Origin of the sequence: Mesorhizobium sp. 1B3 (genome assembly GCF_050958605.1) — a bacterium.
Classification (GTDB): Bacteria; Pseudomonadota; Alphaproteobacteria; order Rhizobiales; family Rhizobiaceae.
Genome location: NZ_JBJHDO010000001.1, coordinates 715,052 through 735,381 on the forward strand (window position 1 = coordinate 715,052; position 20,330 = coordinate 735,381).

A 20,330-nucleotide genomic window follows, 5' to 3' on the forward strand; every position below is an offset into this window, starting at 1 on the left:
TCACTTTCCCGCCATAACCTCCCCCACGGTCTTTGCGAGGGCGTAGAGGCGCTGCTCGATCAGGGTGGGCACCTCGCAGACATAGGTGAGGGACTGCACGCGCTCCTCGAAAATACGCGTTTCCCAGGTCAGCCTGTCGGTCTGCGCCGCGATTTGATTGGGGTCAGCATCCGGCTTGTTGCGCAAGGCATCGACCTCCGACGCTTCCTTGCGCAGGCGTGCAGCCAACTCGACCTGCTTTCGCGCGTAGCGGGCTATACCGGAAATGACCTGGGAACGTTCGGCGTTCATATGGTCGAACAGGCCTTGAACGAGCTTCGCGAGTTGCGGCTTGAGCTGCTCGGTGGGCAGACCGTCGGCGAAGTCGCGGATCTCCTGCTGGGCCTCCTCGATCGGCACGCGCCGCGCGGCCACTTCGCTGACCAGCTCGGCCACATCCTTGTCCCCTGCCCATTCCCGGGCTTCTGGTGGAAGTTCGGGTCCGTTCCAGATCTGGCCGAGCGACAGCTCGGGGACCTTCCTCTGGATGCACGGCCAATCCGGATCCTGGTTCGCCGCTCCGGTCGACGCGCCGGCGGTCGCAAGCAGCGTCGCGGCGATCGTCAAATTGCGGAGGGCGCTCCCGCGAATCGTCATCCGTTTCCTCCCATGTCTTGTTTACGCACCATCAGTCCGCGAGCCGGATCGTAGGCGATGATCGCGCCGGCCAGGAAGAGCGCGGTAAAGCCGGCCACGACGGCCAGCGAGACCCAGTCGGTCTGACCATAAAAGGCGAAGCGGATGAGTTCGACCACGTAGGTGAAGGGGTTGGCCAGGCAGATCTTGTAGAGCAGCGGACTTGCTTCCTGAATGCGCCAGAGCGGATAGAGGGCCGGTGACGCGAAATACATCGGGAAGATCACGAAGTTCATGACGCCCGCGAAATTCTCGAGCTGCTTGATCCAGGAGGACAGGAAAAGGCCTAGAGCGCCCAGCATCAGCCCTGCCAGGAAAAGCGCCGGCAGCACCGTGAGGTAGCCGATCGGCGGCGCCTTGACGCCCCAGAACCAGGCGACTGCCAGGAAGACATAGACCTGCGCGATCGAGACGGCGACCCCGGCGAGCAGTTTAGAGACGAGCAGGAACCAGCGCGGGAAGGGACTGACGAGCAGGGTGCGCATGTTACCCATCTCGCGGTCGTAGACCATCGATAGCGACGATTGCATGCCGCTGAAGAGCAGGATCATGCCGCAGAGGCCTGGCGTGATGTAGACCTCGTAGAGCACATAAGTCTTGTAGGGTGGGATAATGGAGACGCCGAGAACCTGGCGAAAGCCGGCGGCGAAGATGAAGAGCCAGAGCAGGGGCCTGACCAGTGACGAGACGAAACGTTCGCGCTGGTTGAGGAAGCGCAGGCCCTCACGGATGAGAATGCCCTTCAGGCAGACCAGATAGTCGCGAATACCGAAGGGCGGCGCGGGGAGCGCCAGTGCCCCGGCCTTCGCGGCTTCCTCGCGCTTCGGCCCGTTCACGCCAGATCCCCCGGTGCGGATTTTTTGTGTGTGAGCTTGGAAAAGGCCTCGCCGATCGTCCCGGTGCCGGTGGTGCGCACGACCTCGACCACGCTGGCATTGGCGACAACACGGCCGTCGGCCAGCATCACGACATGATCGCTGTCCTCCACCTCGTCGATGAGATGCGTCGCCCACAGGGCGCTGATGCCCTCTGTCGCGACCAGCTTGCGGATATCTGCGAGAATCGAGGCGCGCGACTGTACGTCGAGCCCCACGGTCGCCTCATCGAGCAGAAGGAGGGGCGGTCGGTGCAACAGCGCGCGGGCGATCTCGATGCGTCGCATCTGGCCGCCCGACAGGCTGCGCGCCTTGTCGTGGAGGCGATCGCCCATATTGACCGTGGCGAGCACGGCGTCGATCCGGCGCCGCGCTTCCGCCGAGCCGATGCCATGCAAAGACGCATGGTAGGAGAGGTTCTGGTGGACGCTGAGGTCGAGGTCGAGCGTGCGTGCCTGGAAGACGATGCCCAGTCGCCTCAGCGCCTCACCCGAGGCCCTGGTCACGTCGTGACCGAAGATGCGGATCGCCCCCTGGCGCGTGTCATAAAGACGGCTGATCAACGAGAACAGCGTAGTCTTGCCGGCTCCGTTCGGACCGAGCAGAACCGCGAAGCTCGCCGGCGCCAAGGAAAAGGAGACGCTGTCGAGCGCACGTTTCGGCCCGTAAGCATGGCTGACCGCGGCGACGTCGAGTGCCGCCACACCGTCCGATCCACCATATGTCCGCACGTGCTGCATGGGAGAGGCTCCTCCTCGCCACAAGTTAGGACAGGGGGCCACCTTTTGCAGTCCCGACTAAAGGCGCCCCTGTCTTGCCCGGCCTTATTTGATGGTGATCGTGCCTTTCATGCCTTTGTCGGCAAGGTCAGGGACCGACCATGTATAGACGCCTGGCCGTACAGTGGAAAACTGGACCTGCATCGTTCCGTCGCCGTCGAATTCCAGCCAGGCCGGCGCGCCGTTCATGTGAACCTCGAGATCGTTGATGACGATCTGGTTCATCCACACGTTGCGGAAGAGATCGGTATGAAATTTATACTCCAGGCCTCCGGCGGCGGTGATTTTCCAGCGATAGCCCTGGCTCGCGATCAGTTCGAAATCCTTCTGGTTCACCGTGAACTGATCGTCCTTGGTCCCCAGGATAAGCTCGGGAACATCCTTGCTGGCCCGCGTGGGCTTTTCCGCGGCTGCCGCCTGCGGTGCATTGTCGTCATCGTCGTCTCCGCTTCCCGCCCAGGCCTGTGGTTGGGCGGCTGCCAGTCCAATCATGGCCGCGAATGCGATTGCCTTGTACATCCATTTTCCTCCTAACCAATTGAAGTAGACAAGTTCTACTTGGGCGAGACCACAACGCCCCACGGCAACGCCCCGACGGTGACAGACTGGACGGGTTCGTCGCTCGCCACGTCGATGAAGGTGATGTCGTTCGACACGCCGTTGGTGCTGATGATCGTTTTCTGGTCGGGCGTGAAGGCGAGCTGCCAGACGCGCTGGCCGACCAGCACATACTTCTCCACTTCGTAGGTCTCGGTGTTGACGACCGCCACACGGTTCGCCGGCCCGAGCGCCACATAGGCTTTCTTGCCATCCGCCGTAATGCGTACGCCGACTGGCTGGATCGATTCCGCGCGCAGGCCGGGAATCTCGAAAGTGATCTTGTGCTTCACTTCGCGCGTTTCGTTGTCGATGACCGACACCGTGCCGCCGATCTCGGCGCTGACCCAGGCCTCCTTGCCGTCGGGCGTGAATTCGACGAAGCGCGGACGAGAATCGACGAGAACATTGTGCGTGATCTCATGCGTCTCCGTGTCGATGAAATGCGCCATGTTCGTCGTTTCCGACGTGTTGACCATGGTCTTTCCGTCCGGGCTGACGCCCATGCCCTCGGGCTCAACGCCGACCGGTATCTCGGCGATGACACTCTTGCCTTCGACGTCGATCACGGTGACCAGATTGTCGTCCTCGTTGGCGACATAAAGCGTCTTGCCGTCGGGCGAGAGCACGAAGAGTTCAGGGTCGGGACCCGAGGGCAGGGTGCCGACGATCTCCAGCGTGGCGGCGTCGATGATTTCGATCGTGTCGTCGTCGCTGGCGCAGAGATAGATGAACTTCCCGTCATGCGAGATGGTGATGCCGCGCGGCCGCTGCCCGACCTTGACCGTGTCGACCACCTGCATCGTGGTGGAATCCACGACGGTGATGGTGTTGTCCTTCTCGTTGGAGACATAGACCATGTAGGCCCATGCCGGGCTGGCCGTCAGGGCCAGCGCCGTGACCATCGCAGGAATGGACAATCCTCTTCGCATCAAGTTCCTCCCGTATGTTACGGATTTATTTGAGCACACACTTTGTCTCCGGCTGGTCCACGCCCAGCGTGTCCAGTTCCGACACCTGATGCAGGAAACCTTCCTGCGGCGAGGTCGTCACGACCGAGCGGCCGTCGCCGAGGAAGACCGGCTGCCTCAATTGCCAGTTCCATTTGCGGAAGGTGAGTTTCTGGCCCTTGAAGGCTGCAATGGAGAAATCGTCGGCGCGTATGAATGCTTCGATCTTCTCGGGTTCGGCGCTTTGCGTGCGTGTCGCCGCATCGCCGACGATGCGCACTGCCGTCCAAGCCGACATGTCCTTGGAGAGCATGCGCCGGCCATTCGCCTTGGCGAAGCGGTTCTGGATCTGAGTGCCGCCCCATTGCTCGCTGGCAGGATGCCAGGCCGACGGCGTGAGGCCGGCGGTCCCGGCGACCGGGCGCGGGATCCAGGTGCGGAACGGCACGTAGGTGCCGAACACCTCGCTTTCGTCGGCGACGAGCACCACGTCGTGTTCGGGCAGATCTTGGGTGAATACCGGCATTTGCCGCTGGATCTGCACGACGCCCGTATCCGTCCGCCGCGCCGTGCCTTCATCCTTGAACTCCTTTTCGGCAAGGATCTGACCGCCGAAGCGGGTGGCGGCCCGCCGCAGCGCATCCGCGAACAGCCGGTCGCTTTCATGCGAGCCGTAGATCAGAACCCATCGCGGCCATTGTTTCCAGATGAGGTACTGAGCCAGGCCATCGGCCAGCATGGAGCGTGTCGGCGCGATGTGGAACACGTTTACCCGGCACTCTTCCTCGCGCAGTGCGTCGTCGGTGGCGCCGATATTGAAAAGCAGCACCCCGTTGTCTCGGGCAATGTCGGCGATCGAAAGCAACTGTGCGGCCGACAGATCGGCAAGCACGTAGCGATCGCCTTTTTCGATCATCGACTTGAACAACGGCACGATGTCGGAGCCGGGCTTCACTTCGGTTACGTCGAGAGTGAACTTCTGGCCGAGGAAATTCCCGGTCGTATTGTTGTCGGCGATCGCCACATTGGCGCCGGCCACTCCCTCATCGCGGGGCGGCACGTCGAGAACCGACAGGGCGAGCTGCGGCTCGTAGGCGCGAAGATATCCGATCCTGATTTCCGTTACCGGTTTTTCGACCTTCTTTGCCTGTGCAGGTTTCGTCGGTTGCGCCTCTTGAGCCAGCAGAGGCACGGCGTTGACGCTTGCCAAAAAAAGTCCGATGAAAGCCAAGAGAGTATTCGGCACCATGCTCTTCATAGCAACGCGTTCTTTCCGCATGCACCATTATCCCACCTGAAAGGCGGGCAACGGTGCGAAGGTTTGGTGCCAAAATGACTTTATCGCAGCTATTGCCGCCCGCAACCCCCATAACTTTCCTTTTACTGGCAACTATCGCAACGTGCGGTTCAACCCTTCCTGGATATGCGGCCGGAAAGGCGGCGGTTTTCGATTTCGAGCTGGAACATGGCAGCTTGGTGCCCGGTGCGCCCGATCGCCGTGAAGCCGAGCAACAGAGGCTGCACATGGTCGGCGAAAGCCTGCGCGGGCAATTGGCCTCGACCGGCTTCGAGATCGTTGACATCGCGCCGGTCGCCGCCAAGGCGTCGGCAGCCAATCTCCAGGCCTGCGGCGACTGCGCCGACGCCTTTGCACGCGAACTCGGCGCGGATTACGCTTTCACCGGCGTAGTCCGCAAGGTTTCCGAATTGGTTTTGAGCATGCACGTTTTCGTTCACGACGCGGCTACCTCGCAACCGCTGACGAGCGCCAGCGTCGACATGCGCGGCAATACCGATGAATCCTGGCGGCGAGCCGTCGCCTATCTCTACAAGAATATCCTGTCGCAGCGCCTGGAGAGGCTGACCAAATGACCAAGATGCTGGCCAGCGTCATGGACGCCGCAGAGGCCGAGATCGTGATTTCGTGCGGCGCCGACATCGTCGACCTCAAGAACCCCAGCGCCGGCGCTCTAGGCGCACTTCCGGTCGAGACGATCCGCCATGTGGTCAAATCCGTTGGAGGCCGTCGAGCCACCAGTGCGGTCTGCGGCGACCTGCCCATGGTGCCTGAGACGATCCTGGGGAAGGTCGAGGAGATTGCTTCGACCGGTGTCGATTTCGTCAAGATCGGCTTCTTCCCTTCGGAGACCGCCGAGGCCTGCGCCGCCGCGCTTGCCGAGCCTGCGTCGCGCAATAAGCTGATCGCCGTGCTCTTCGCCGACCGCGCGCCTGATTTCGGCTTGCTGCCGATTTTGGCCGGCCATGGATTTCACGGCGTCATGGTGGATACGGCGGGAAAGATGGGCGGGCGGTTGCTCGACCACCTGCCGCCCGAGCGCGTGCCGGGCTTCATCGAAATGGCTCGCGATAGCGGGCTGGCCGTCGGGCTCGCTGGTTCACTCGAAGCGCCTGACATTCCGCGGCTTCTTGCCTTCTCGCCGGATTTCCTGGGTTTTCGCGGCGCGCTCTGCGACAACTCGCTGCGCACCGCCGCCGTCGACGCTGAAGCGGTGTCGCAGATACGTTCGCTCATCCCGGAGGAGCGGCCGACCGGCCAAACGACAGGGATCGACTATCGCCTGCTCGCGGCGCGCGGCTATGCGCCCGGCGACGGCGAGACCGCGCTCGGCACCGACAGGATCTTCGTTCGGGACTTCGTGCTTCCCGTCCACATCGGCGCCTACAGTTTCGAGCATGGTCATGCGCAGGAGGTGCGCTTCGACGTCTCCGCTGACGTGCTGCGGGTTACCAGCCATCCCGAGGATATGAGGCACGTTTTTTCCTACGACGTCATCATGGACGGCATCCGGTCCATCGTGGCACGGGGGCATGTCATGCTGGCCGAGACGCTGGCCGAGCAAGTGGCTGCCTATGTCCTGGAGAATCCCCGTGTCACCCGCGTAACCGTAAGGGTCGAAAAGCTCGAATTGGGCCCCGGGGGCGTTGGCGTGGAGATAGAGCGAAAGAGAGCGAAGGAACGGCATGGTGCGCTGCGGACGGCTGCGCCGTCCAAGCCGGATAGCAGCCCCGGGCGAAAAGGCGGCGCCTCATGAGGCGCGCCGTCGTCAAGCTCGGCGGCAGCACGGCATGGGAGGCGGAACGAGGCGTCTGGATCGAGGCGTTTGCCGCGTCGAGCCTGCCGCTGGTGATCGTGCCCGGAGGGGGACCATTCGCGAACCAGGTTCGTGCCGCCCAGAAGAGCATGGGCTTTTCAGACAAGGCCGCTCACGCCATGGCGATCCTGGCGATGGACCAGTTCGGCTATGTCATCCTCGACCACGGCCGAAATCTCGTGCCGGCGTGGTCCGTCGGAGATATCGAGCATGCATTGGGGGAGCACAGGATCCCGGTATGGCTGCCGTCTACGCTGACGATCGCCGCGCCGGACATTCGCGCGTCCTGGGATATCACTTCGGATGCGCTGGCCGCCTGGCTAGCGAATAAGCTCGAAGCCGACGGACTGCTGCTCGTCAAGCAAAGTTGCGCTTTTTCGGAGCGTGACGACATAGCCGGCCTGACGGCCAGGGGCATTCTCGATCCGGCCTTCGACGCGATGCTGTCCGCCGGCATCGAGTTTCGTCTGGCGGGGCCACGCGACACGGCCAACGCGGCGGCGATCCTGGCGGAGGGAAAGCTGCCGGGAATACGCATCGGGTCGGTGTGGGAAGGGGTGGCATAGCTCATGGTCAGCCCGCAATCACCAGTTCTGCCGATGCTGCGCCCCCACCGGGCGAGCTATAGCATTCCTATATCCGGAAATGTCTTTCCTTATTGCTTGGCAAGTCCCTCTCTCCGTCTCGGTTGCGCCGAGCCACCTCTCCCCCACTTTGTAGGGAAGAGGAAAGGTGGCGAGTGTGCGGCCGGCGGTTCCTCTCCCTCACGAATGTGGGGGAGAGGTGGCTCGGCGCAGCCGAGACGGAGAGGGGGATTGGTCATACGCGCCATGTTCAACTGCGGAGGTTGGCCGCTAGGCGACCGCAAACATGGATCCAGGCCCGTTCGCCATGTCTGAACGGCTCGTCTTTCTCACCGGACATCTCGCCCGTGCGCGGCTGGAGAGATTGCTCGACAGCCTCGGCGAAACCGAATTTTCCTCGGACGTCGTTGACATCGGCGTGAAGGTGGCAGCGCTGATGACGGAAGACATCATCAAGCGCCGCCTGAAACTGCCGGACGGTGCAAGCCGTGTCCTGCTGCCCGGCCGTTTCCGCGGCGATCTCGCATCGCTTTCCCAGCACTTCGGCCTGCCGTTCCAGCGTGGCCCGGACGAGATCGCCGACCTTCCGGCTTTCCTGGGCCGTGCCGGATCGCCGCCCGACCTCACGCGCCACGATATGCGAATCTTCGCGGAGATCGTCGAGGCACCGACTCTGTCGATCGAAGCGCTGATTGCGCGGGCCGCGCGGCTCGCGGCCGTCGGCGCGGATGTCATCGATCTCGGCTGCCTGCCGGAGACACCGTTTCCGCTGCTCGAGGAAGCCGTCCGGGCGTTAAAAAGTGAAGGCTTCTCCGTCAGCGTCGACTCGGCTGACGTCGAGGAGCTGGCGACGGGTGCGCGGGCCGGAGCCGATTATCTTCTGAGCCTCGACGAGAAGACCTTGCCGTTGGCCTTCGACCACAAAGTGACGCCCGTGCTCATTCCCTCGACGCCGGGCGATCTCGATTCCCTCGGCCGCGCCATGGAAGAAGCCGAGCGTGCGGGCATTCCCTTCATCGCCGATCCCGTCCTCGACCCTATCCATTTTGGCTTCGCTGCTTCGATCGGCCGTTTCATCGAGGCACGCCGACGCTGGCCGGTCGCCGAACTGCTGATGGGCACGGGCAATCTCACCGAGCTGACGGATGCCGACAGTTCCGGCGTGACGGCGGTGTTGGCCGGCCTCTGCTCCGAACTCGAGATCCGCAACGTGCTGGTTGTCCATGTCAGCCCGCATACCGTCCGCACGGTCGAGGAGCACGACCTTGCGCGCCGCATCCTGTTTGCGGCCCGAAACGATGGCGCGCTGCCGCGAGGCTACGCTCGCGGGCTGCTTCAGGTACACGATCGCAAGCCCTATCCGGCCACGCTCGAAGACATCGCAGCCCTAGCGGCGGATGTGCGCGACACCAATTTCCGTATCATGACAGCCGAGGATGGCATTCATATCTTCAACGGTAGCGGCCACAGGACGGCGACGGATGCCTTCGAACTCTTTGCCGGGTTGGGCGTCGAGAGGGATGGCGCCCATGCTTTCTACCTCGGCGCGGAGCTGATGAAAGCCGAGATCGCCTGGCGCCTCGGCAAACGCTATACGCAGGACGAGCCTCTCGACTGGGGCGTGGCGGCGGTCGCGCCAGAGGTCGATCGCACACGCCTGGCGGAAGCAGGGCATACGCTGCGCGCGAAGAAGGAGCGCTAGATGCCATACATCCGCGAAACCATCGTTACGACCGCCGACCGGGCCGGCAAGGTACATATCGCGCCGATCGGTATCATCGCCGAAAGGGATGGCTGGGTGATCGCGCCGTTCCGTCCCTCGGTAACGCTGGACAATCTCGCGGAGGTGCCCTTCGCTGTCGCCAACTACACGGACGACGTGCAGACATTTGCCGGATGCCTGACCGGCCGGCGCGAGTGGCCGACACTTGCAGTTGCGGGATGTCCGGTCCCGCGCCTGTCCAATGCGCTTGCCCATTCCGTTCTCGAAGTGGTCGAAGTCAGCGAAGACGGCATTCGCCCTCGCCATTTTTGCCGCGTAGTGAGCGAGGCTACCCATGCGCCTTTCACCGGTTTCAACCGGGCCAAAGCTGCGGTGTTGGAATTGGCTATTCTCGTCAGCCGGCTGGGCATGTTGCCGCGGGAGAAAATCGAGGCGGAGATTGGCTATCTTTCTATCGCCATCGAAAAGACAGCTGGGCCGAACGAGAAAGAGGCTTGGGGCTGGCTGATGCAAAAGGTGACGGACCATTTCGCGGGGGAGGATGCTGGCGGGGAAGAAGCGAGACGGGGATAGGCTGCGTGGCGTCCTCGCGCCATGGTTGTCGCAGCCGAAGCGGGAAACAGAACGGAAATGGCGGCGACTGAAGAATTGGCGAAGGCCTTTTTGCCCTTCGAGGCTTTCGTGACAGCGGCAAAGCTCCTCAAGCTCGAAGACGTGCTGCTGGCCACCGAAGCGGCGTATCGGCCGGGAACGGACTGCGCTGATGCTATCCTCGTCGAGAATATGCGGCGCAAGATTTTTCTTCCGGTAGGCTGAAAGCGTATTTCGAGCTAAACCGACCACCTTCCTCCCAAACTGCCACAGTTCAATCCATGTCGGCCGACAATCAAGCAGAGCAGGACCATCCTTATTGGCGGCGCAATCTCGCCGTCTGCCTCGTCGGGTCGTTCACGACCATCGTCGCGATGACCCTGCTTCTGCCCTTCCTGCCGCTTTATGTGGAGGAACTGGGCGTGAGCGACCACGCGGCCATCGCGCAGTGGTCGGGAATAGCCTATGGCGCCACCTTCTTTGCCGCCGCTCTGGTGGCGCCCCTCTGGGGGCGGCTGGCTGATCGATATGGCCGCAAGGCCATGCTGGTGCGCGCCAGCCTGGGGATGGCTGTCGCCATGTCGCTGATCGGCATGGCCGAGAATGTCTGGGAGCTCGTGGGTCTGCGTCTCTTCGCCGGCCTCGCCGGCGGGTATGCCTCGGGCTCGACCATACTGGTCGCGACGCAGACGCCGAAGAATCGTTCCGGCTGGGCGCTGGGCATGCTCTCCACCGGCATCATGGCCGGGAACCTCGTCGGGCCGCTGCTCGGCGGCGCCCTCCCGCCGCTCATCGGCATCCGCAACACGTTCTGGCTGGCAGGCGGGGTGATCTTCGTGACCTTCCTCGCAACGGTTTTCTTCATCAGGGAGGATTGGCGGCCAGGTCGTGTGAAGGCACCGGGATCCAGCGCCGGCTGGGCGGCAGTGCCGGACAAGCGGCCTGTGGTAGCCATGCTGGCGACCGGTCTGCTCCTGATGCTGGCCAACATGTCGATCGAGCCGATCATCACGCTCTACGTGGCCCAACTCGTGGAAGATCCGTCCAGGGTCACGATGGTCGCCGGCATCGTGATGTCCGCCGCGGCGCTGGGCAGCATCCTTTCGGCGGCACGGCTCGGCCGGCTCGCCGACCAGATCGGGCACTGGAACGTCATCATCGGCGCGCTTGCGGTCTCCGCCCTGCTGCTGATCCCGCAGGCCTTCGTCACGGAAGGCTGGCAGCTCATCGTCCTGCGTTTCCTGATGGGGCTTGCCCTGGGCGGTCTGCTGCCCTCGGTGACGAGCGTGATCCGGCACAACGTCCCCGATCATGCGGCCGGTGGCGTTCTCGGCTACTCGACCTCGGCCCAATATGCCGGACAAGTCGTGGGACCCCTCCTCGGCGGCTTCGTCGGAGGCCACGTCGGCATGCCTGCGGTGTTCCTCGGCACCTCCGTTCTCATGGGGCTCGGCGCCATCTATGCATGGGCGAGCCGTACGGATCGGGAGGGGCGCGACACGTAGTGGAGCTGGGATGAGCTTACCCGGCCAAAAGAGCCACCGCTGCGGCAGGGGCCGCGGCGCCGGCCTCGGCGCGCACCGCGTCGTCCGCGGGGATGACCTCGGCAAAGTCGATGAAAGCGCGATCCATGCGGTCGGCCAGGCGACGGACCTGCCAGCGCCCCGTGCCCGCGCCGACGATCGGAGCGCCTTTCACGAGCTTGCTGGTGACCAGGAACGTAGCATCGTGCAACGCGCGGAGTTGTCGCTCGCTGAACCAGGCTGCAATGTTCAGCCATTCGCCGAACGCAAGGTCGCCGGCATCGCGGCCGACCATTCTGGCGATCCGTTCGGTCGAGGCGGCCACGGTCTTCTCCTTGCCGTCCGCGGCGGAGTGCTTGTCGTCGCTTTCATCGAGCACTCCCAGTATGCGGTGGACGTCCGCCATCGAGGCGAAATATTCGTTCATCAGCGGGCTCAGCCTGCCGCGCACGGGCGCCTCGGTGGCAATGCCGAAAAGAAAGGTGCGGGTGAAGCCGGTATAGACGAGTTCGCGCTCGAGAAGCCGCTCGGCGTCGGTATAGCCTTCGTTGAGCAGCGTGCCGGCACCGATCGGAATGATGTCCGTCGTTGTCGAACCCATATCCACGAACAGGGCGTCGCCCTGATGCCTTGCGACCAGGGACGCGGTGGCGTGCCAATTGGCGGAGGCTACGTCCGCCCAGACCCTTCCGGCCTCCTCGATATTCACGAAACCCGAGCGGCCGGCATAGATCAGTTTTGCCGCCGATGGGCAATGCCGGCCGATCTCGACGAGCAGCCCCGCGACCCCCTCCTGTCGGGACCTGAAGATATCCGCCAATTCGCCGGTCATCGTGAAGGCAGCGAGATGGGCGTCCTCATGGAGAGACGCGGTTTCATTGAAGGCGGACACGAGACTGCCGAGACCTTGCCAGAGAGGCGTGGCAAGGGTGGCAGCTGCGACAACCCGCCCGTTCTCGGCCCGTGCGACCTTGAGATGTGCTCCGCCGATATCGAAGCCCGCAACGATGTTCTTCCCTTTTTCCACGCTTCACGCTTTCATTCTGGCATACACTTGGCGGGAAAGATTCTTGCGTATCATCCCTGTTCTCGACTTGAAAGGCGGCGAGGTGGTGCGGGCCGAGAAAGGCCGGCGCGACCTCTATCGGCCGATCGTCACGCCGCTCAGCCAAAGCCCGGACGCCGTTTCCGTCGCGCAGGGGCTGCGCAGCCTCCACGATTTCAGGACCTTCTACATAGCGGATCTCGATGCCATCGAGGGACGCGACCCGAACCGCGCGGCGCTGGCCCGGCTGAAAGCGATGCCCGACGCGCCGGAACTCTGGATCGATGCAGCCTTTGCGGATGCCGGCACTCTTGCGGCAGCCCTCGCCGACGCAGCCATCTGGCCGGTCCTCGGATCGGAATCCCAGGCCGACGCAGATCTGCTGCGACGCTTTCGTGACCATCCTCGGCTGATCCTTTCGCTGGATTTCTTCGCCGAGGGTTATCATGGCCCCGCATCTCTCTTCGATCAGCCGCAATACTGGCCCCAACAGGTGATCGTCATGACGCTTGCCCGGGTCGGCGCAGGCGCCGGCCCCGATTTCGCAAGGCTGAGGGATATCAAGGCGATGGCCGGAGACCGATCCGTCGTGGCCGCCGGGGGCGTGCGCGATGAAGCCGATATCCGTGCCTTGGTCGCGCACGGCATAGACGGCGCTCTCGTCGCCACGTCGCTGCACGACGGGACGCTCACGCCAACTCAGCTCGCGGCGCTGGCCCAGCGGTAGGGCGCCCGAAGGTGGCTCCGGGCAGGCCCTCAGATGCCCAGAAGGCGTTTCAGCCGGCGCAACAGACCATCCGGCTCAGCAGAGGGTTTCGCCTGTGCGGGGCTGTCTCTTGTCTAGGCCGCGAAGGGATGTGTCACCGAGTTTCGTTTCTCGGTGGCCTCTGCAGCGGTCGGCGTTCCGTCGACTGCGCGTTGAATGGCTTCCTTGGTCGCTTGATAGTTGAATTGCTGGATCTTGGCATCGTCTGCCGCGTCCCAATGGATGAACACGCCGACGCAGATGAACACGTCATCGGCCTCATTGGCAGGGATGATCCCTTCGGCCACGCTGTCCTGGACGGCCTTCGCGACGGCATGCTGCGCCGGCCCGAACATCTGCACGGCCTGTTTGGCTCCCTTGATGGTGACCTTGTTGAACATGACGGTATTGGGCTTGCAGGGCAGGTTGGGCGCGATGACGGCCAGAAGTGTGGTGAAGCCGTCCTTGTTGTTGGTGAGGGCGTTGCAGAAGGCTGCTTCGACCGCGCTCCCCCGGGGGCCGATGAGCAGGTCGACATGCGCGACTTCGTTGCCGTCGCCGACCAGCGATTCTCCGACCATCACTTTCGAGATCTTTGCCATGCCAATTTCCTCCAAGACACGATTATTGTGTCCAAAGACGCCGCAACCGAGCGGACGCTCGATGGACAGCTATCCTTGTTGGCAGCGTCCGGTTTGACCCGGACCGGTTGGCTAGATAGCAGCGGAAGCACTGCTTTCCGCTGCGGAAATTGAAGCATCAGAAAACTCTTTATGCAAGTTGGCGGCGGAGAAGGTGGACTAAAAGACAAGCTACCGTCAGGTCCGCCGAGGTGCCGGGATTGATCTGCCGAGACTTCAGGTGCCGGTCGAACCGAGCCAGCAGGCCGATGCGCTTCGTTTCATCTTCCTCTACAGCCAATTGCGCCCGGACAATGCCGGCTTCGGCGGTCACCTTGTTCGCGACGTCCAGCCCATGCTTGCGGGCGATATGGCTGTCAGGAAGCCCGCCGAGAAAGGCCAGATAGGCGCGCACCGCCGGCCACATTCCTGTTTCTCCCCGTTGCAGTGCCTGATCCAAAGCTCCAAGTCCGATGCCGAACACATCAGCGAAGCAGGTGACATATTGGCGAGCGATGCTGTCCCGGTCGGCCGCGGCACCCATCGCCTCGAGGATGAGCCCCTTGGGCTCCTCCCGCACATCGTGCGCCTCCGCCGATCCCAGCCCGCCGGGCGATGCAAGCACAATCGCCTCGAAGATCGCTTTCGTGTCGGCCATGTCCATGCCCTCGAGCACGGCGCCGAGATTGTCGCGGTACTCTCCCCCCGGCAGTTCCGCTGCGCGCATGAGCGGCGCGCAAAGCAGGATGATACCGAGATTGGTGTTGGTGCCGACGGCCGACTTTGTCGCTTGGACCGCCTCCAGGACGCGCCGCCCTGTCGTCAGTCCGGGATCACCGAGCGGACCGGCCGAGGCGCGCGCGCTGGCAAGGAACTGCTCGGCCGTCATGCGGTGACCGTCGGCGAAGACATGGACATTCCCTGGCTTCAGCGCCTCGATTTCCAGACGGCAGGCGTGTTCATAGGCGGTTCGGATGTCGTCTCGCGACAGCGTCATGAATTTGCCGGCACGGCAAGGCGATAGAGGCGACGGACGTCGGCCGTCACCGCGCGATTGGTTAGGAGAGCCAGCAGGGCTTCGGCGATCGCGTCGGCGATGTTCACCGCCACGACGGACTGGAGGCCGGACCAGGCCGGCATGCTGTTGACCTCCAGCACGGAGAAGCTGCCGTCCTGCGCCGGCACGATGTCGACGCCGGCGAAGTCGGCGCCGACCGCGTCGGCGGCTCCGACCGCCATGGCGGCGAGTTCGCCTTCGCACTGGCCCGATATGGGTTCCGGGACTGCGCCGCGGTTGACATTGGTGATCCAGTGCGTGCCGCGCCGGCTCATCATTGCGACAGCCCGGCCGGCGCAGACGAAGACGCGGAAGTCGCGAAAAGGAGGCCCGTCGCGTGGCACATAGTGCTGAAGGTAGTAAACTCCGTTGACATGGTCCTCCGACGGCAGTTCCGCGACGTTGCGGATCAGCCGGATGCCTCGTCCTTGCGCTCCGAAGAGAGGCTTCAAGACCAGAGGACCACGCGCTAGTTCCCGCGTCGCGATCGCCTCGGCCGACACGCGCCCCTCGACGGTGAATGTCGCGGGCGTCGGCAGGCCGGCCTTCTTCAACAGGAAGGTCGTCATCGACTTGTCCACGCAGCGTTCGATCGCCGGCGCGGAATTCCAGACGGGAACCCCGAGCCGCGAAAGCGCGTGAAGTAAGCCGAGGCGTCGCGTGACTGCCTCGAAAGAACCCGCCGCGATCGAGCGGACGAGCACGGCATCGGGGAGCCCATGCTCGAAACCGGGTATTGCGAGACCGTGCGGGCGCTCGCTGTCGAAGGCGATCGAAGACAGGGGCGCAGTTGTTGCCACCGCTCCGCGACGGCGTAGCCGACCCGCGAGCCCCTTGGCGCGGAGATCGGAACTGTCGTTTGCGATGAGGATGTGAGGCGCGCGCATGGTCTAACCCAGGCTCTGTTCGAGCATTTTGAGATCCCGGCCGCCGGCCCTGAACGTATCGCCGGTTTCGAATGCCGTCACGATGACTTCGGCTGGGCTGAACAGCAGAGGATCGATGGCGTAGAAGTCACCCTTGAAGGCCGTGAAGATCTCGGCGAAGGGCCGTCCGTGGTCGCGCGACGCGCTGCTCGGCAGTTTTTCTGCGAGGGCAAGCGCATCCTTCGCAGTGCCTCGGACGAAGAGCTGCACGAGACCACCATAGATGATCGCGTCGTTGGTCCGGCCCATGGCGACGAGAAAATCGGGATGCGGTGCCGGCAACGGTGAAGCGCCGATACCTTCGACGATGTTCTCCAGCGGAAATTTCAGGTCGTTGGCCTTGTGCAGGGCAACCTCCAGCACGCGCGCGACGATCTGCACGGTGCCGGCAAGGCTTTGCGTAGGCGCAAACAGGAAGGTCAGGCTTTCCTGGGGAAGGCCGGTGGCCTGCGCCACCTTCGCCACCAGGGTCGGCGGCGGCGGTTCTGCGGTTTCGAGGACGAGGACAGCGGCCGATGCGGAATCCCGGTAGGGGAGCGTTTCGTAGAGGGGCTCGACCCGGGCGAGCGCCCGGGCCGGCCCCGAGCCCATGGCGAAGTAGTTCTCGCTCGAAAGATTCCAGCCGGCATACTGAGCGCCCAGGCAGGCGAGCACGGGCTGGGAAGAGCGTACTTCGATGGCCAGCGGCCATTTCGGCAGGACGCGATCCAGCCTGAGCGAGACGGTGCCGAGACCGCCCATCGCGGCCTCGGCCATGCGCAGGCCCGCTTCGATGCCGCCCTCTGCCTTGGCGCCGGCGTCTATCAGGCATTCGCCCGAAGAGCCCCTCGATACGAGGATACGCAGCCGCTCCGCATCGCGGATCATCCCTTCGGCGATCCGCTGGGCGTTGTCATTCAGGAATGCCGAACCGTCCTTCATCTCCGGTCTCCGTGCCAGCTGGCCTCCAGTTGCCTGACCTGAATTTTCAGGGCCCTGTGGGTTGCGGCCGCGCTCGGGCCTCGGGCGAAAACGGTGCATATCGGGTCGCCGGTGATCAGCCTCGTGCCGGGCGATTGGCGGTCGGCCGTCCAGTCCGGCCAGGCGATCCTCGGAAAATCAGGCAAGGGCCGGCTCGCATAGGCGACCATCGAGGCCATGCAATCGTCGAAGCTCGGCAGACGGAAGGCTTGGCCGCGGCAGGCCCGCAGATGCGCTTCCAGCAATGGTGCGTCGGCGCTGTCGAAAATGTCCAGAGTGGCGCCCGGACGGGGATTGATCTCGATCAGCCGGTAACCATCCTTGGCGCGGATGAAATCCGCGCTGCATAGTCCAAGCAGTCCAGCGCGACGCGCCAAGCGGGAAAGCCAATCCGTGATGGTCGCGGCACTCGCGCGGTCGAAACGCTTCAGGCGCACGGCGCCACCATAACGGTAGGGGGTGCTCGGCGCTGGTGACGTCCATTGCCTGCTGAAACCGACAATGCGGGCGGCATTCCCGTCCGCGACGAACAGTGCCGATATGTTCGTGCCGTCGACGAAGCGCTGGAAGTAGCGCCCGGGAGCCGCGCCTCCGTCATGAGCTCGCTTGATATGCGCCCCGCCTGCGCCGCCCGCGGTTTTTGCGATCCAGTTCTCGGGATCGGGCGGTGGCGTCCATCGAAAGGTGGGATGGGGAATGCCAAGTTCGGCGCAGTCATTCGCCAGCAACCAGGGATCCTTGACCCGGCGGATCGCTGGTCCGCCGTTTCCGGCCAGAGGGAAATGACGTGCGATGTCATCGACAAGCTCGCCCTTCCGCTCGAAGCCCGAGCCGAGGACGACGGCATCCGGCCGGCTCGTCCCCGCCAGTCGCTTCATCTCGGAAATGAGCTTCTCGCCGTCGATACCCTCCTGCAGGCTGCCTGGAATCCCGGCCATCCGTTCGGCGAGGACTGCCGTATCGCTGTCGCAGAACATGTCCATCACCAACGATCGATAGCCCGCCCGTTGCGCCGCGGCCGCGAGCGCCCGTCCGGAAATCGCCGCGATAAGGAGAAGCCCGGCACGGGAGGAGCGGCCCGTCCCGAACCCGAAATCCACTTTTGGGCCTGATGTTCTATTTGGCGATTTCGCGTGCAAGTGCGAATGCATCCTGGAAATCGAAAGTGACTGCCTTTTCAGCCTCGATCATCTTCTTGAAGAGGCCGAACTCCACCTTGTACTTGACGTTGCCGATGGCGAGCGGGCCGATGCCGACAGCTTTTGTCGCTTCGAGCGGCTCGGCGTTGGCGTTGACCGTCAGCCCCTCGATGCCGGCGGGCGGCACGGCATTCACATCGGCCGCGATCAGCAGATCGCCCGCATTCTCGAACTGCGCCTTGGAAATGACCTGAACGCCGGCCTTGGCTGCAGTAAGGACGATCTCGGATGCCGCGACGGCTCTCTTGTTTCCAGCCTCGGTCGATCCGTCGGCGATATCGACAGACGCCTCGAACCGGCTCTCGATCTCGGCCGCGACCTTCTTCACGCGTTCGACCCCGTCATGGCCGACAAGCGTCACATGTGCACCCTCCTTCGCCGCAATGACGGCCGTGCAGAAGCCGACAACACCGGTGGCGCCGAAAATCGCGATGCGGCTGTCGTTCAAGCCCCGATCGAACTTGGCCTGCAGCGCCTTCTCCACCTTGGCGACCATGGCGGCGGCCGTGGTGAATGACCCCGCGGGATCGGCAAAAACCGAGACCTTGAAGGGCGGCACCATCGCTTTCCTGGCCGCGTCGAACATGTCGAGTGCCAGCGAGACATCCTTGCCAGCTATGAAGATACCGGTATCGACCCCGGCATCGGGCGGGCGGGAGAAGATAGCGTCCTGCACAAGCCCGGTCACCTCGCCGGGACTGACGCCGACATAGGGCAGGACCGCGTCGAACCCCGCGTCGAGCGCCATATTGACGTCGAAGGGACTCATATGTCCGAGCGGGGTGAGCATATGAAGGATATGTTTGCGTGCCATACTGTCCTCCCTCGAACTTCAGCTCCCCACGAGATCGAGGCCGCGTGCGCTGATCGTGGCGCCATGGTTCCGCCCGCGCACGATCCTGGTCTCGATGCCTTCCGGCACGAGCGCCGCGATGGATGCGACCATGCTTTCCGCGGCGTTCTGAGAGGCTGCGAAGGCAAAGCCGGTCGGTCCCCACGAGCTTTGTCCGATACCGACGGCGCCTGCTTCTGCAAGGCCGCCGATCACCCGCTCCACCCGCGACGAGGTGAAGATTCCCCCTTGTGCCGGGGCGAAATGCGTGCCGACCAGAATCTGCACCGCGGAGACCGCCGCGCCGAAGGCTGCGATGTCCTGCTCCATCAAGGCGGGCATCAAACCCGTCAGCACCTGCCGGCAGATTTCGCCTGTGCTGCTTCTGGGAAAGGGTGGCAGGGCACGAAAGGCCGCGACCTCCTCCGCCCCGTGGAGTCCTTCCCGCTTGTAGTCGAGTACCAGAACCACCCGCCAATCCTCGGGAAAGGGCAGTCTGGCCACCACTGTCGGTGGCCGGCTGCTCCCGCCCTTGCCGGCATCGATGATGACCCCGCCGCTCGCGAAGCTCGCGATTCCGATGCCGGAGCGCCCGCCGCGCGCCAGCAGCGTCGCATCGCCATCGGTGTCGAGCGCGAGTTGATGCAGAGTGCGCAATGCAGCGGCGACGGCCAGGGCGATCTGGGTGCCGGAACCGAGCCCGGCATGCGCCGGGATCGCCTCCTCGATGACCAGACGGTGCCGGGCGCGAATACCGAGGCGCCGGCACAGCGTGGTGAGATGCGCTGCGGCCCGAGCGCTGTCGGGGCCGGCCACGTGGTCCTCCGCCGAACGCGACAACGTCACCACGGTCTCCGGCTCGTCCAGGGGAAGGCCGAGACTGCCGAAGCGCCGGTCGGCGTCGCCGCTGGGATCGAGAAAACCGAGATGGAGGCGTGCGGGCACACGTACCGTAACAGAATTCGACATCTGCTCCCCGTTGGGTGCATGATTATGCATCAGGAAGTTCAGGTGCCCGGCGCAATGATAGCCGCTTTCACCTTGGGAGCAAGCGCGGAGCGGCAAGGCGAGCCCCTACTTTGGTGCCGGGCGGATCAAGCGAGGTCGAGATGAGCACACAGGAAAGGGTTTATTCGGAAGCCGAGATCGTCGAGCGGCTGGAGAAGGAACTGCCGAAATGGCGGTATGAGAACGGTTGGATAAGGCGAAAGTACAAGACCCATGGCTGGAAATCGACGCTGATGGTCATCAACACGGTAGGCCATCTCGCCGAAGCCGCGTGGCATCATCCCGACATCACTGCGTCCTATGCCTGGGTCGAGGTGCGTCTGATGAACCATGCGGCCAAGGGCGTCACCGACAAGGATTTCGAACTGGCCAAGAAGATCGAGGATGTGGTCCACTGGCAGCCGGCCACCGAGGGAGGCGCGCTGGAAGGCACGCCACCGACCGACCAGCGGTTTGCTTACATCAAATATGATTGAGGCGGCCTAGCACCGCGATCCTGCCTCACAACGGGGGTTTTCGGCCCTGGTG

General features: G+C 63.7%; 23 protein-coding genes. 9 read left to right on the forward strand and 14 right to left on the reverse strand.

Features of this window, described 5'->3' with window-relative positions:
* The 6 genes from ACCO56_RS03360 to ACCO56_RS03385 all read right to left on the reverse strand — a co-directional run bounded on the left by ACCO56_RS03360 (window position 1) and on the right by ACCO56_RS03385 (window position 5,155).
* Entirely contained in the window at window positions 1–636 is a 636-nt protein-coding gene (locus ACCO56_RS03360; RefSeq protein ID WP_433637605.1) for a hypothetical protein, read from the reverse strand.
* Window positions 633–1,469 (reverse strand): ABC transporter permease, encoded by an 837-nt coding sequence (locus ACCO56_RS03365; RefSeq protein ID WP_433638321.1) that lies wholly within the window; start codon window positions 1,467–1,469, stop codon window positions 633–635. Before ACCO56_RS03365 ends, ACCO56_RS03360 begins: the two co-directional genes overlap by 4 nt.
* Window positions 1,470–1,507: 38 nt before the next feature.
* Entirely contained in the window at window positions 1,508–2,290 is a 783-nt protein-coding gene (locus tag ACCO56_RS03370) for an ATP-binding cassette domain-containing protein (RefSeq protein ID WP_433637607.1), read from the reverse strand.
* Window positions 2,291–2,374: 84 nt separating this feature from the next.
* Window positions 2,375–2,848, reverse strand: coding sequence for a hypothetical protein (locus tag ACCO56_RS03375; protein WP_433637608.1), 474 nt, complete (start codon window positions 2,846–2,848; stop codon window positions 2,375–2,377).
* A 35-nt stretch (window positions 2,849–2,883) separates the two neighbouring features.
* Window positions 2,884–3,858 carry a YVTN family beta-propeller repeat protein gene (locus tag ACCO56_RS03380; RefSeq protein WP_433637609.1) on the reverse strand — a complete coding sequence of 325 codons (975 nt, stop codon included), beginning with the start codon at window positions 3,856–3,858 and terminating at the stop codon, window positions 2,884–2,886.
* Between the two features lie 25 nt (window positions 3,859–3,883).
* Window positions 3,884–5,155: an ABC transporter substrate-binding protein gene (locus tag ACCO56_RS03385; protein ID WP_433637611.1), complete on the reverse strand. Its 1,272-nt coding sequence runs from the start codon at window positions 5,153–5,155 to the stop codon at window positions 3,884–3,886.
* 53 nt (window positions 5,156–5,208) lie between these two features.
* On the opposite strand from ACCO56_RS03385, the gene ACCO56_RS03390 reads away from it, so the two are divergent.
* The 7 genes from ACCO56_RS03390 (at window position 5,209) to ACCO56_RS03420 (ending at window position 11,392) form a co-directional block, all read left to right on the forward strand.
* Window positions 5,209–5,748, forward strand: coding sequence for a DUF3280 domain-containing protein (locus ACCO56_RS03390; protein ID WP_433637612.1), 540 nt, complete (start codon window positions 5,209–5,211; stop codon window positions 5,746–5,748).
* Complete coding sequence (locus ACCO56_RS03395; RefSeq protein ID WP_433637614.1) at window positions 5,745–6,929, forward strand: (5-formylfuran-3-yl)methyl phosphate synthase; 1,185 nt, start codon at window positions 5,745–5,747, stop codon at window positions 6,927–6,929. The genes ACCO56_RS03390 and ACCO56_RS03395 overlap by 4 nt, the downstream gene beginning before the upstream one ends.
* Complete coding sequence (locus ACCO56_RS03400; RefSeq protein ID WP_433637616.1) at window positions 6,926–7,555, forward strand: dihydroneopterin aldolase; 630 nt, start codon at window positions 6,926–6,928, stop codon at window positions 7,553–7,555. Before ACCO56_RS03395 ends, ACCO56_RS03400 begins: the two co-directional genes overlap by 4 nt.
* 325 nt (window positions 7,556–7,880) lie before the next feature.
* Complete coding sequence (locus ACCO56_RS03405) at window positions 7,881–9,275, forward strand: DUF6513 domain-containing protein (protein ID WP_433638323.1); 1,395 nt, start codon at window positions 7,881–7,883, stop codon at window positions 9,273–9,275.
* Window positions 9,276–9,869 carry a DUF447 domain-containing protein gene (locus ACCO56_RS03410; RefSeq protein WP_433637618.1) on the forward strand — a complete coding sequence of 198 codons (594 nt, stop codon included), beginning with the start codon at window positions 9,276–9,278 and terminating at the stop codon, window positions 9,867–9,869.
* Window positions 9,870–9,926: 57 nt separating this feature from the next.
* Window positions 9,927–10,112, forward strand: coding sequence for a hypothetical protein (locus ACCO56_RS03415; RefSeq protein ID WP_433637620.1), 186 nt, complete (start codon window positions 9,927–9,929; stop codon window positions 10,110–10,112).
* A 56-nt stretch (window positions 10,113–10,168) separates the two neighbouring features.
* Window positions 10,169–11,392, forward strand: coding sequence for a multidrug efflux MFS transporter (locus tag ACCO56_RS03420; protein WP_433637622.1), 1,224 nt, complete (start codon window positions 10,169–10,171; stop codon window positions 11,390–11,392).
* A gap of 16 nt (window positions 11,393–11,408) precedes the next feature.
* Here the strand turns inward: ACCO56_RS03420 and ACCO56_RS03425 are convergent, their stop codons facing one another.
* The gene (locus ACCO56_RS03425) at window positions 11,409–12,437 is read right to left on the reverse strand and encodes a hydantoinase/oxoprolinase family protein (RefSeq protein WP_433637625.1); all 1,029 of its coding nucleotides are present in this window, start codon (window positions 12,435–12,437) and stop codon (window positions 11,409–11,411) included.
* A 43-nt stretch (window positions 12,438–12,480) separates the two neighbouring features.
* Here ACCO56_RS03425 and ACCO56_RS03430 point away from each other — a divergent pair, with 43 nt between their 5' ends.
* A complete protein-coding gene (locus ACCO56_RS03430; protein WP_433637626.1) occupies window positions 12,481–13,182 on the forward strand; it encodes a HisA/HisF-related TIM barrel protein in 702 nt (233 codons plus the stop codon).
* Window positions 13,183–13,295: 113 nt separating this feature from the next.
* Here the strand turns inward: ACCO56_RS03430 and fae are convergent, their stop codons facing one another.
* From fae to ACCO56_RS03465, 7 genes are all read right to left on the reverse strand, one after another.
* Window positions 13,296–13,802, reverse strand: coding sequence for a formaldehyde-activating enzyme (gene fae, locus ACCO56_RS03435; protein ID WP_433637628.1), 507 nt, complete (start codon window positions 13,800–13,802; stop codon window positions 13,296–13,298).
* 169 nt (window positions 13,803–13,971) lie between these two features.
* A complete protein-coding gene (locus ACCO56_RS03440) occupies window positions 13,972–14,817 on the reverse strand; it encodes a triphosphoribosyl-dephospho-CoA synthase (RefSeq protein WP_433637630.1) in 846 nt (281 codons plus the stop codon).
* Complete coding sequence (locus tag ACCO56_RS03445) at window positions 14,814–15,764, reverse strand: ATP-grasp domain-containing protein (protein WP_433637631.1); 951 nt, start codon at window positions 15,762–15,764, stop codon at window positions 14,814–14,816. The genes ACCO56_RS03440 and ACCO56_RS03445 overlap by 4 nt, the downstream gene beginning before the upstream one ends.
* 3 nt (window positions 15,765–15,767) lie before the next feature.
* Window positions 15,768–16,724 (reverse strand): methenyltetrahydromethanopterin cyclohydrolase, encoded by a 957-nt coding sequence (mch, locus tag ACCO56_RS03450; protein WP_433637632.1) that lies wholly within the window; start codon window positions 16,722–16,724, stop codon window positions 15,768–15,770.
* Window positions 16,721–17,863, reverse strand: a complete 1,143-nt coding sequence (locus tag ACCO56_RS03455; protein ID WP_433637633.1) for an ATP-grasp domain-containing protein — start codon at window positions 17,861–17,863, stop codon at window positions 16,721–16,723. Before ACCO56_RS03455 ends, mch begins: the two co-directional genes overlap by 4 nt.
* Before the next feature lie 16 nt (window positions 17,864–17,879).
* Window positions 17,880–18,776: an NAD(P)-dependent methylenetetrahydromethanopterin dehydrogenase gene (locus tag ACCO56_RS03460; protein WP_433637634.1), complete on the reverse strand. Its 897-nt coding sequence runs from the start codon at window positions 18,774–18,776 to the stop codon at window positions 17,880–17,882.
* Between the two features lie 18 nt (window positions 18,777–18,794).
* Window positions 18,795–19,763 carry a beta-ribofuranosylaminobenzene 5'-phosphate synthase family protein gene (locus ACCO56_RS03465; RefSeq protein ID WP_433637637.1) on the reverse strand — a complete coding sequence of 323 codons (969 nt, stop codon included), beginning with the start codon at window positions 19,761–19,763 and terminating at the stop codon, window positions 18,795–18,797.
* A 140-nt stretch (window positions 19,764–19,903) separates the two neighbouring features.
* Between ACCO56_RS03465 and ACCO56_RS03470 the strand changes: the two genes are divergently transcribed.
* Window positions 19,904–20,278 carry a 4a-hydroxytetrahydrobiopterin dehydratase gene (locus ACCO56_RS03470; RefSeq protein WP_433637638.1) on the forward strand — a complete coding sequence of 125 codons (375 nt, stop codon included), beginning with the start codon at window positions 19,904–19,906 and terminating at the stop codon, window positions 20,276–20,278.
* Window positions 20,279–20,330: the final 52 nt, after the last annotated feature.

Coding starts and splice junctions, on each gene's coding strand:
- ACCO56_RS03360 (WP_433637605.1), bottom strand. CDS start 636: ATGACGATTCGCGGGAGCGCCCTCCGCAATTTGACGATCGCCGCGACG.
- ACCO56_RS03370 (WP_433637607.1), bottom strand. CDS start 2,290: ATGCAGCACGTGCGGACATATGGTGGATCGGACGGTGTGGCGGCACTC.
- ACCO56_RS03375 (WP_433637608.1), bottom strand. CDS start 2,848: ATGTACAAGGCAATCGCATTCGCGGCCATGATTGGACTGGCAGCCGCC.
- ACCO56_RS03380 (WP_433637609.1), bottom strand. CDS start 3,858: ATGCGAAGAGGATTGTCCATTCCTGCGATGGTCACGGCGCTGGCCCTG.
- ACCO56_RS03385 (WP_433637611.1), bottom strand. CDS start 5,155: ATGCGGAAAGAACGCGTTGCTATGAAGAGCATGGTGCCGAATACTCTC.
- ACCO56_RS03390 (WP_433637612.1), top strand. CDS start 5,209: ATGACTTTATCGCAGCTATTGCCGCCCGCAACCCCCATAACTTTCCTT.
- ACCO56_RS03395 (WP_433637614.1), top strand. CDS start 5,745: ATGACCAAGATGCTGGCCAGCGTCATGGACGCCGCAGAGGCCGAGATC.
- ACCO56_RS03400 (WP_433637616.1), top strand. CDS start 6,926: ATGAGGCGCGCCGTCGTCAAGCTCGGCGGCAGCACGGCATGGGAGGCG.
- ACCO56_RS03405 (WP_433638323.1), top strand. CDS start 7,881: ATGTCTGAACGGCTCGTCTTTCTCACCGGACATCTCGCCCGTGCGCGG.
- ACCO56_RS03410 (WP_433637618.1), top strand. CDS start 9,276: ATGCCATACATCCGCGAAACCATCGTTACGACCGCCGACCGGGCCGGC.
- ACCO56_RS03415 (WP_433637620.1), top strand. CDS start 9,927: ATGGCGGCGACTGAAGAATTGGCGAAGGCCTTTTTGCCCTTCGAGGCT.
- ACCO56_RS03420 (WP_433637622.1), top strand. CDS start 10,169: ATGTCGGCCGACAATCAAGCAGAGCAGGACCATCCTTATTGGCGGCGC.
- fae (WP_433637628.1), bottom strand. CDS start 13,802: ATGGCAAAGATCTCGAAAGTGATGGTCGGAGAATCGCTGGTCGGCGAC.
- ACCO56_RS03440 (WP_433637630.1), bottom strand. CDS start 14,817: ATGACGCTGTCGCGAGACGACATCCGAACCGCCTATGAACACGCCTGC.
- ACCO56_RS03445 (WP_433637631.1), bottom strand. CDS start 15,764: ATGCGCGCGCCTCACATCCTCATCGCAAACGACAGTTCCGATCTCCGC.
- mch (WP_433637632.1), bottom strand. CDS start 16,724: ATGAAGGACGGTTCGGCATTCCTGAATGACAACGCCCAGCGGATCGCC.
- ACCO56_RS03460 (WP_433637634.1), bottom strand. CDS start 18,776: ATGGCACGCAAACATATCCTTCATATGCTCACCCCGCTCGGACATATG.
- ACCO56_RS03465 (WP_433637637.1), bottom strand. CDS start 19,763: ATGTCGAATTCTGTTACGGTACGTGTGCCCGCACGCCTCCATCTCGGT.
- ACCO56_RS03470 (WP_433637638.1), top strand. CDS start 19,904: ATGAGCACACAGGAAAGGGTTTATTCGGAAGCCGAGATCGTCGAGCGG.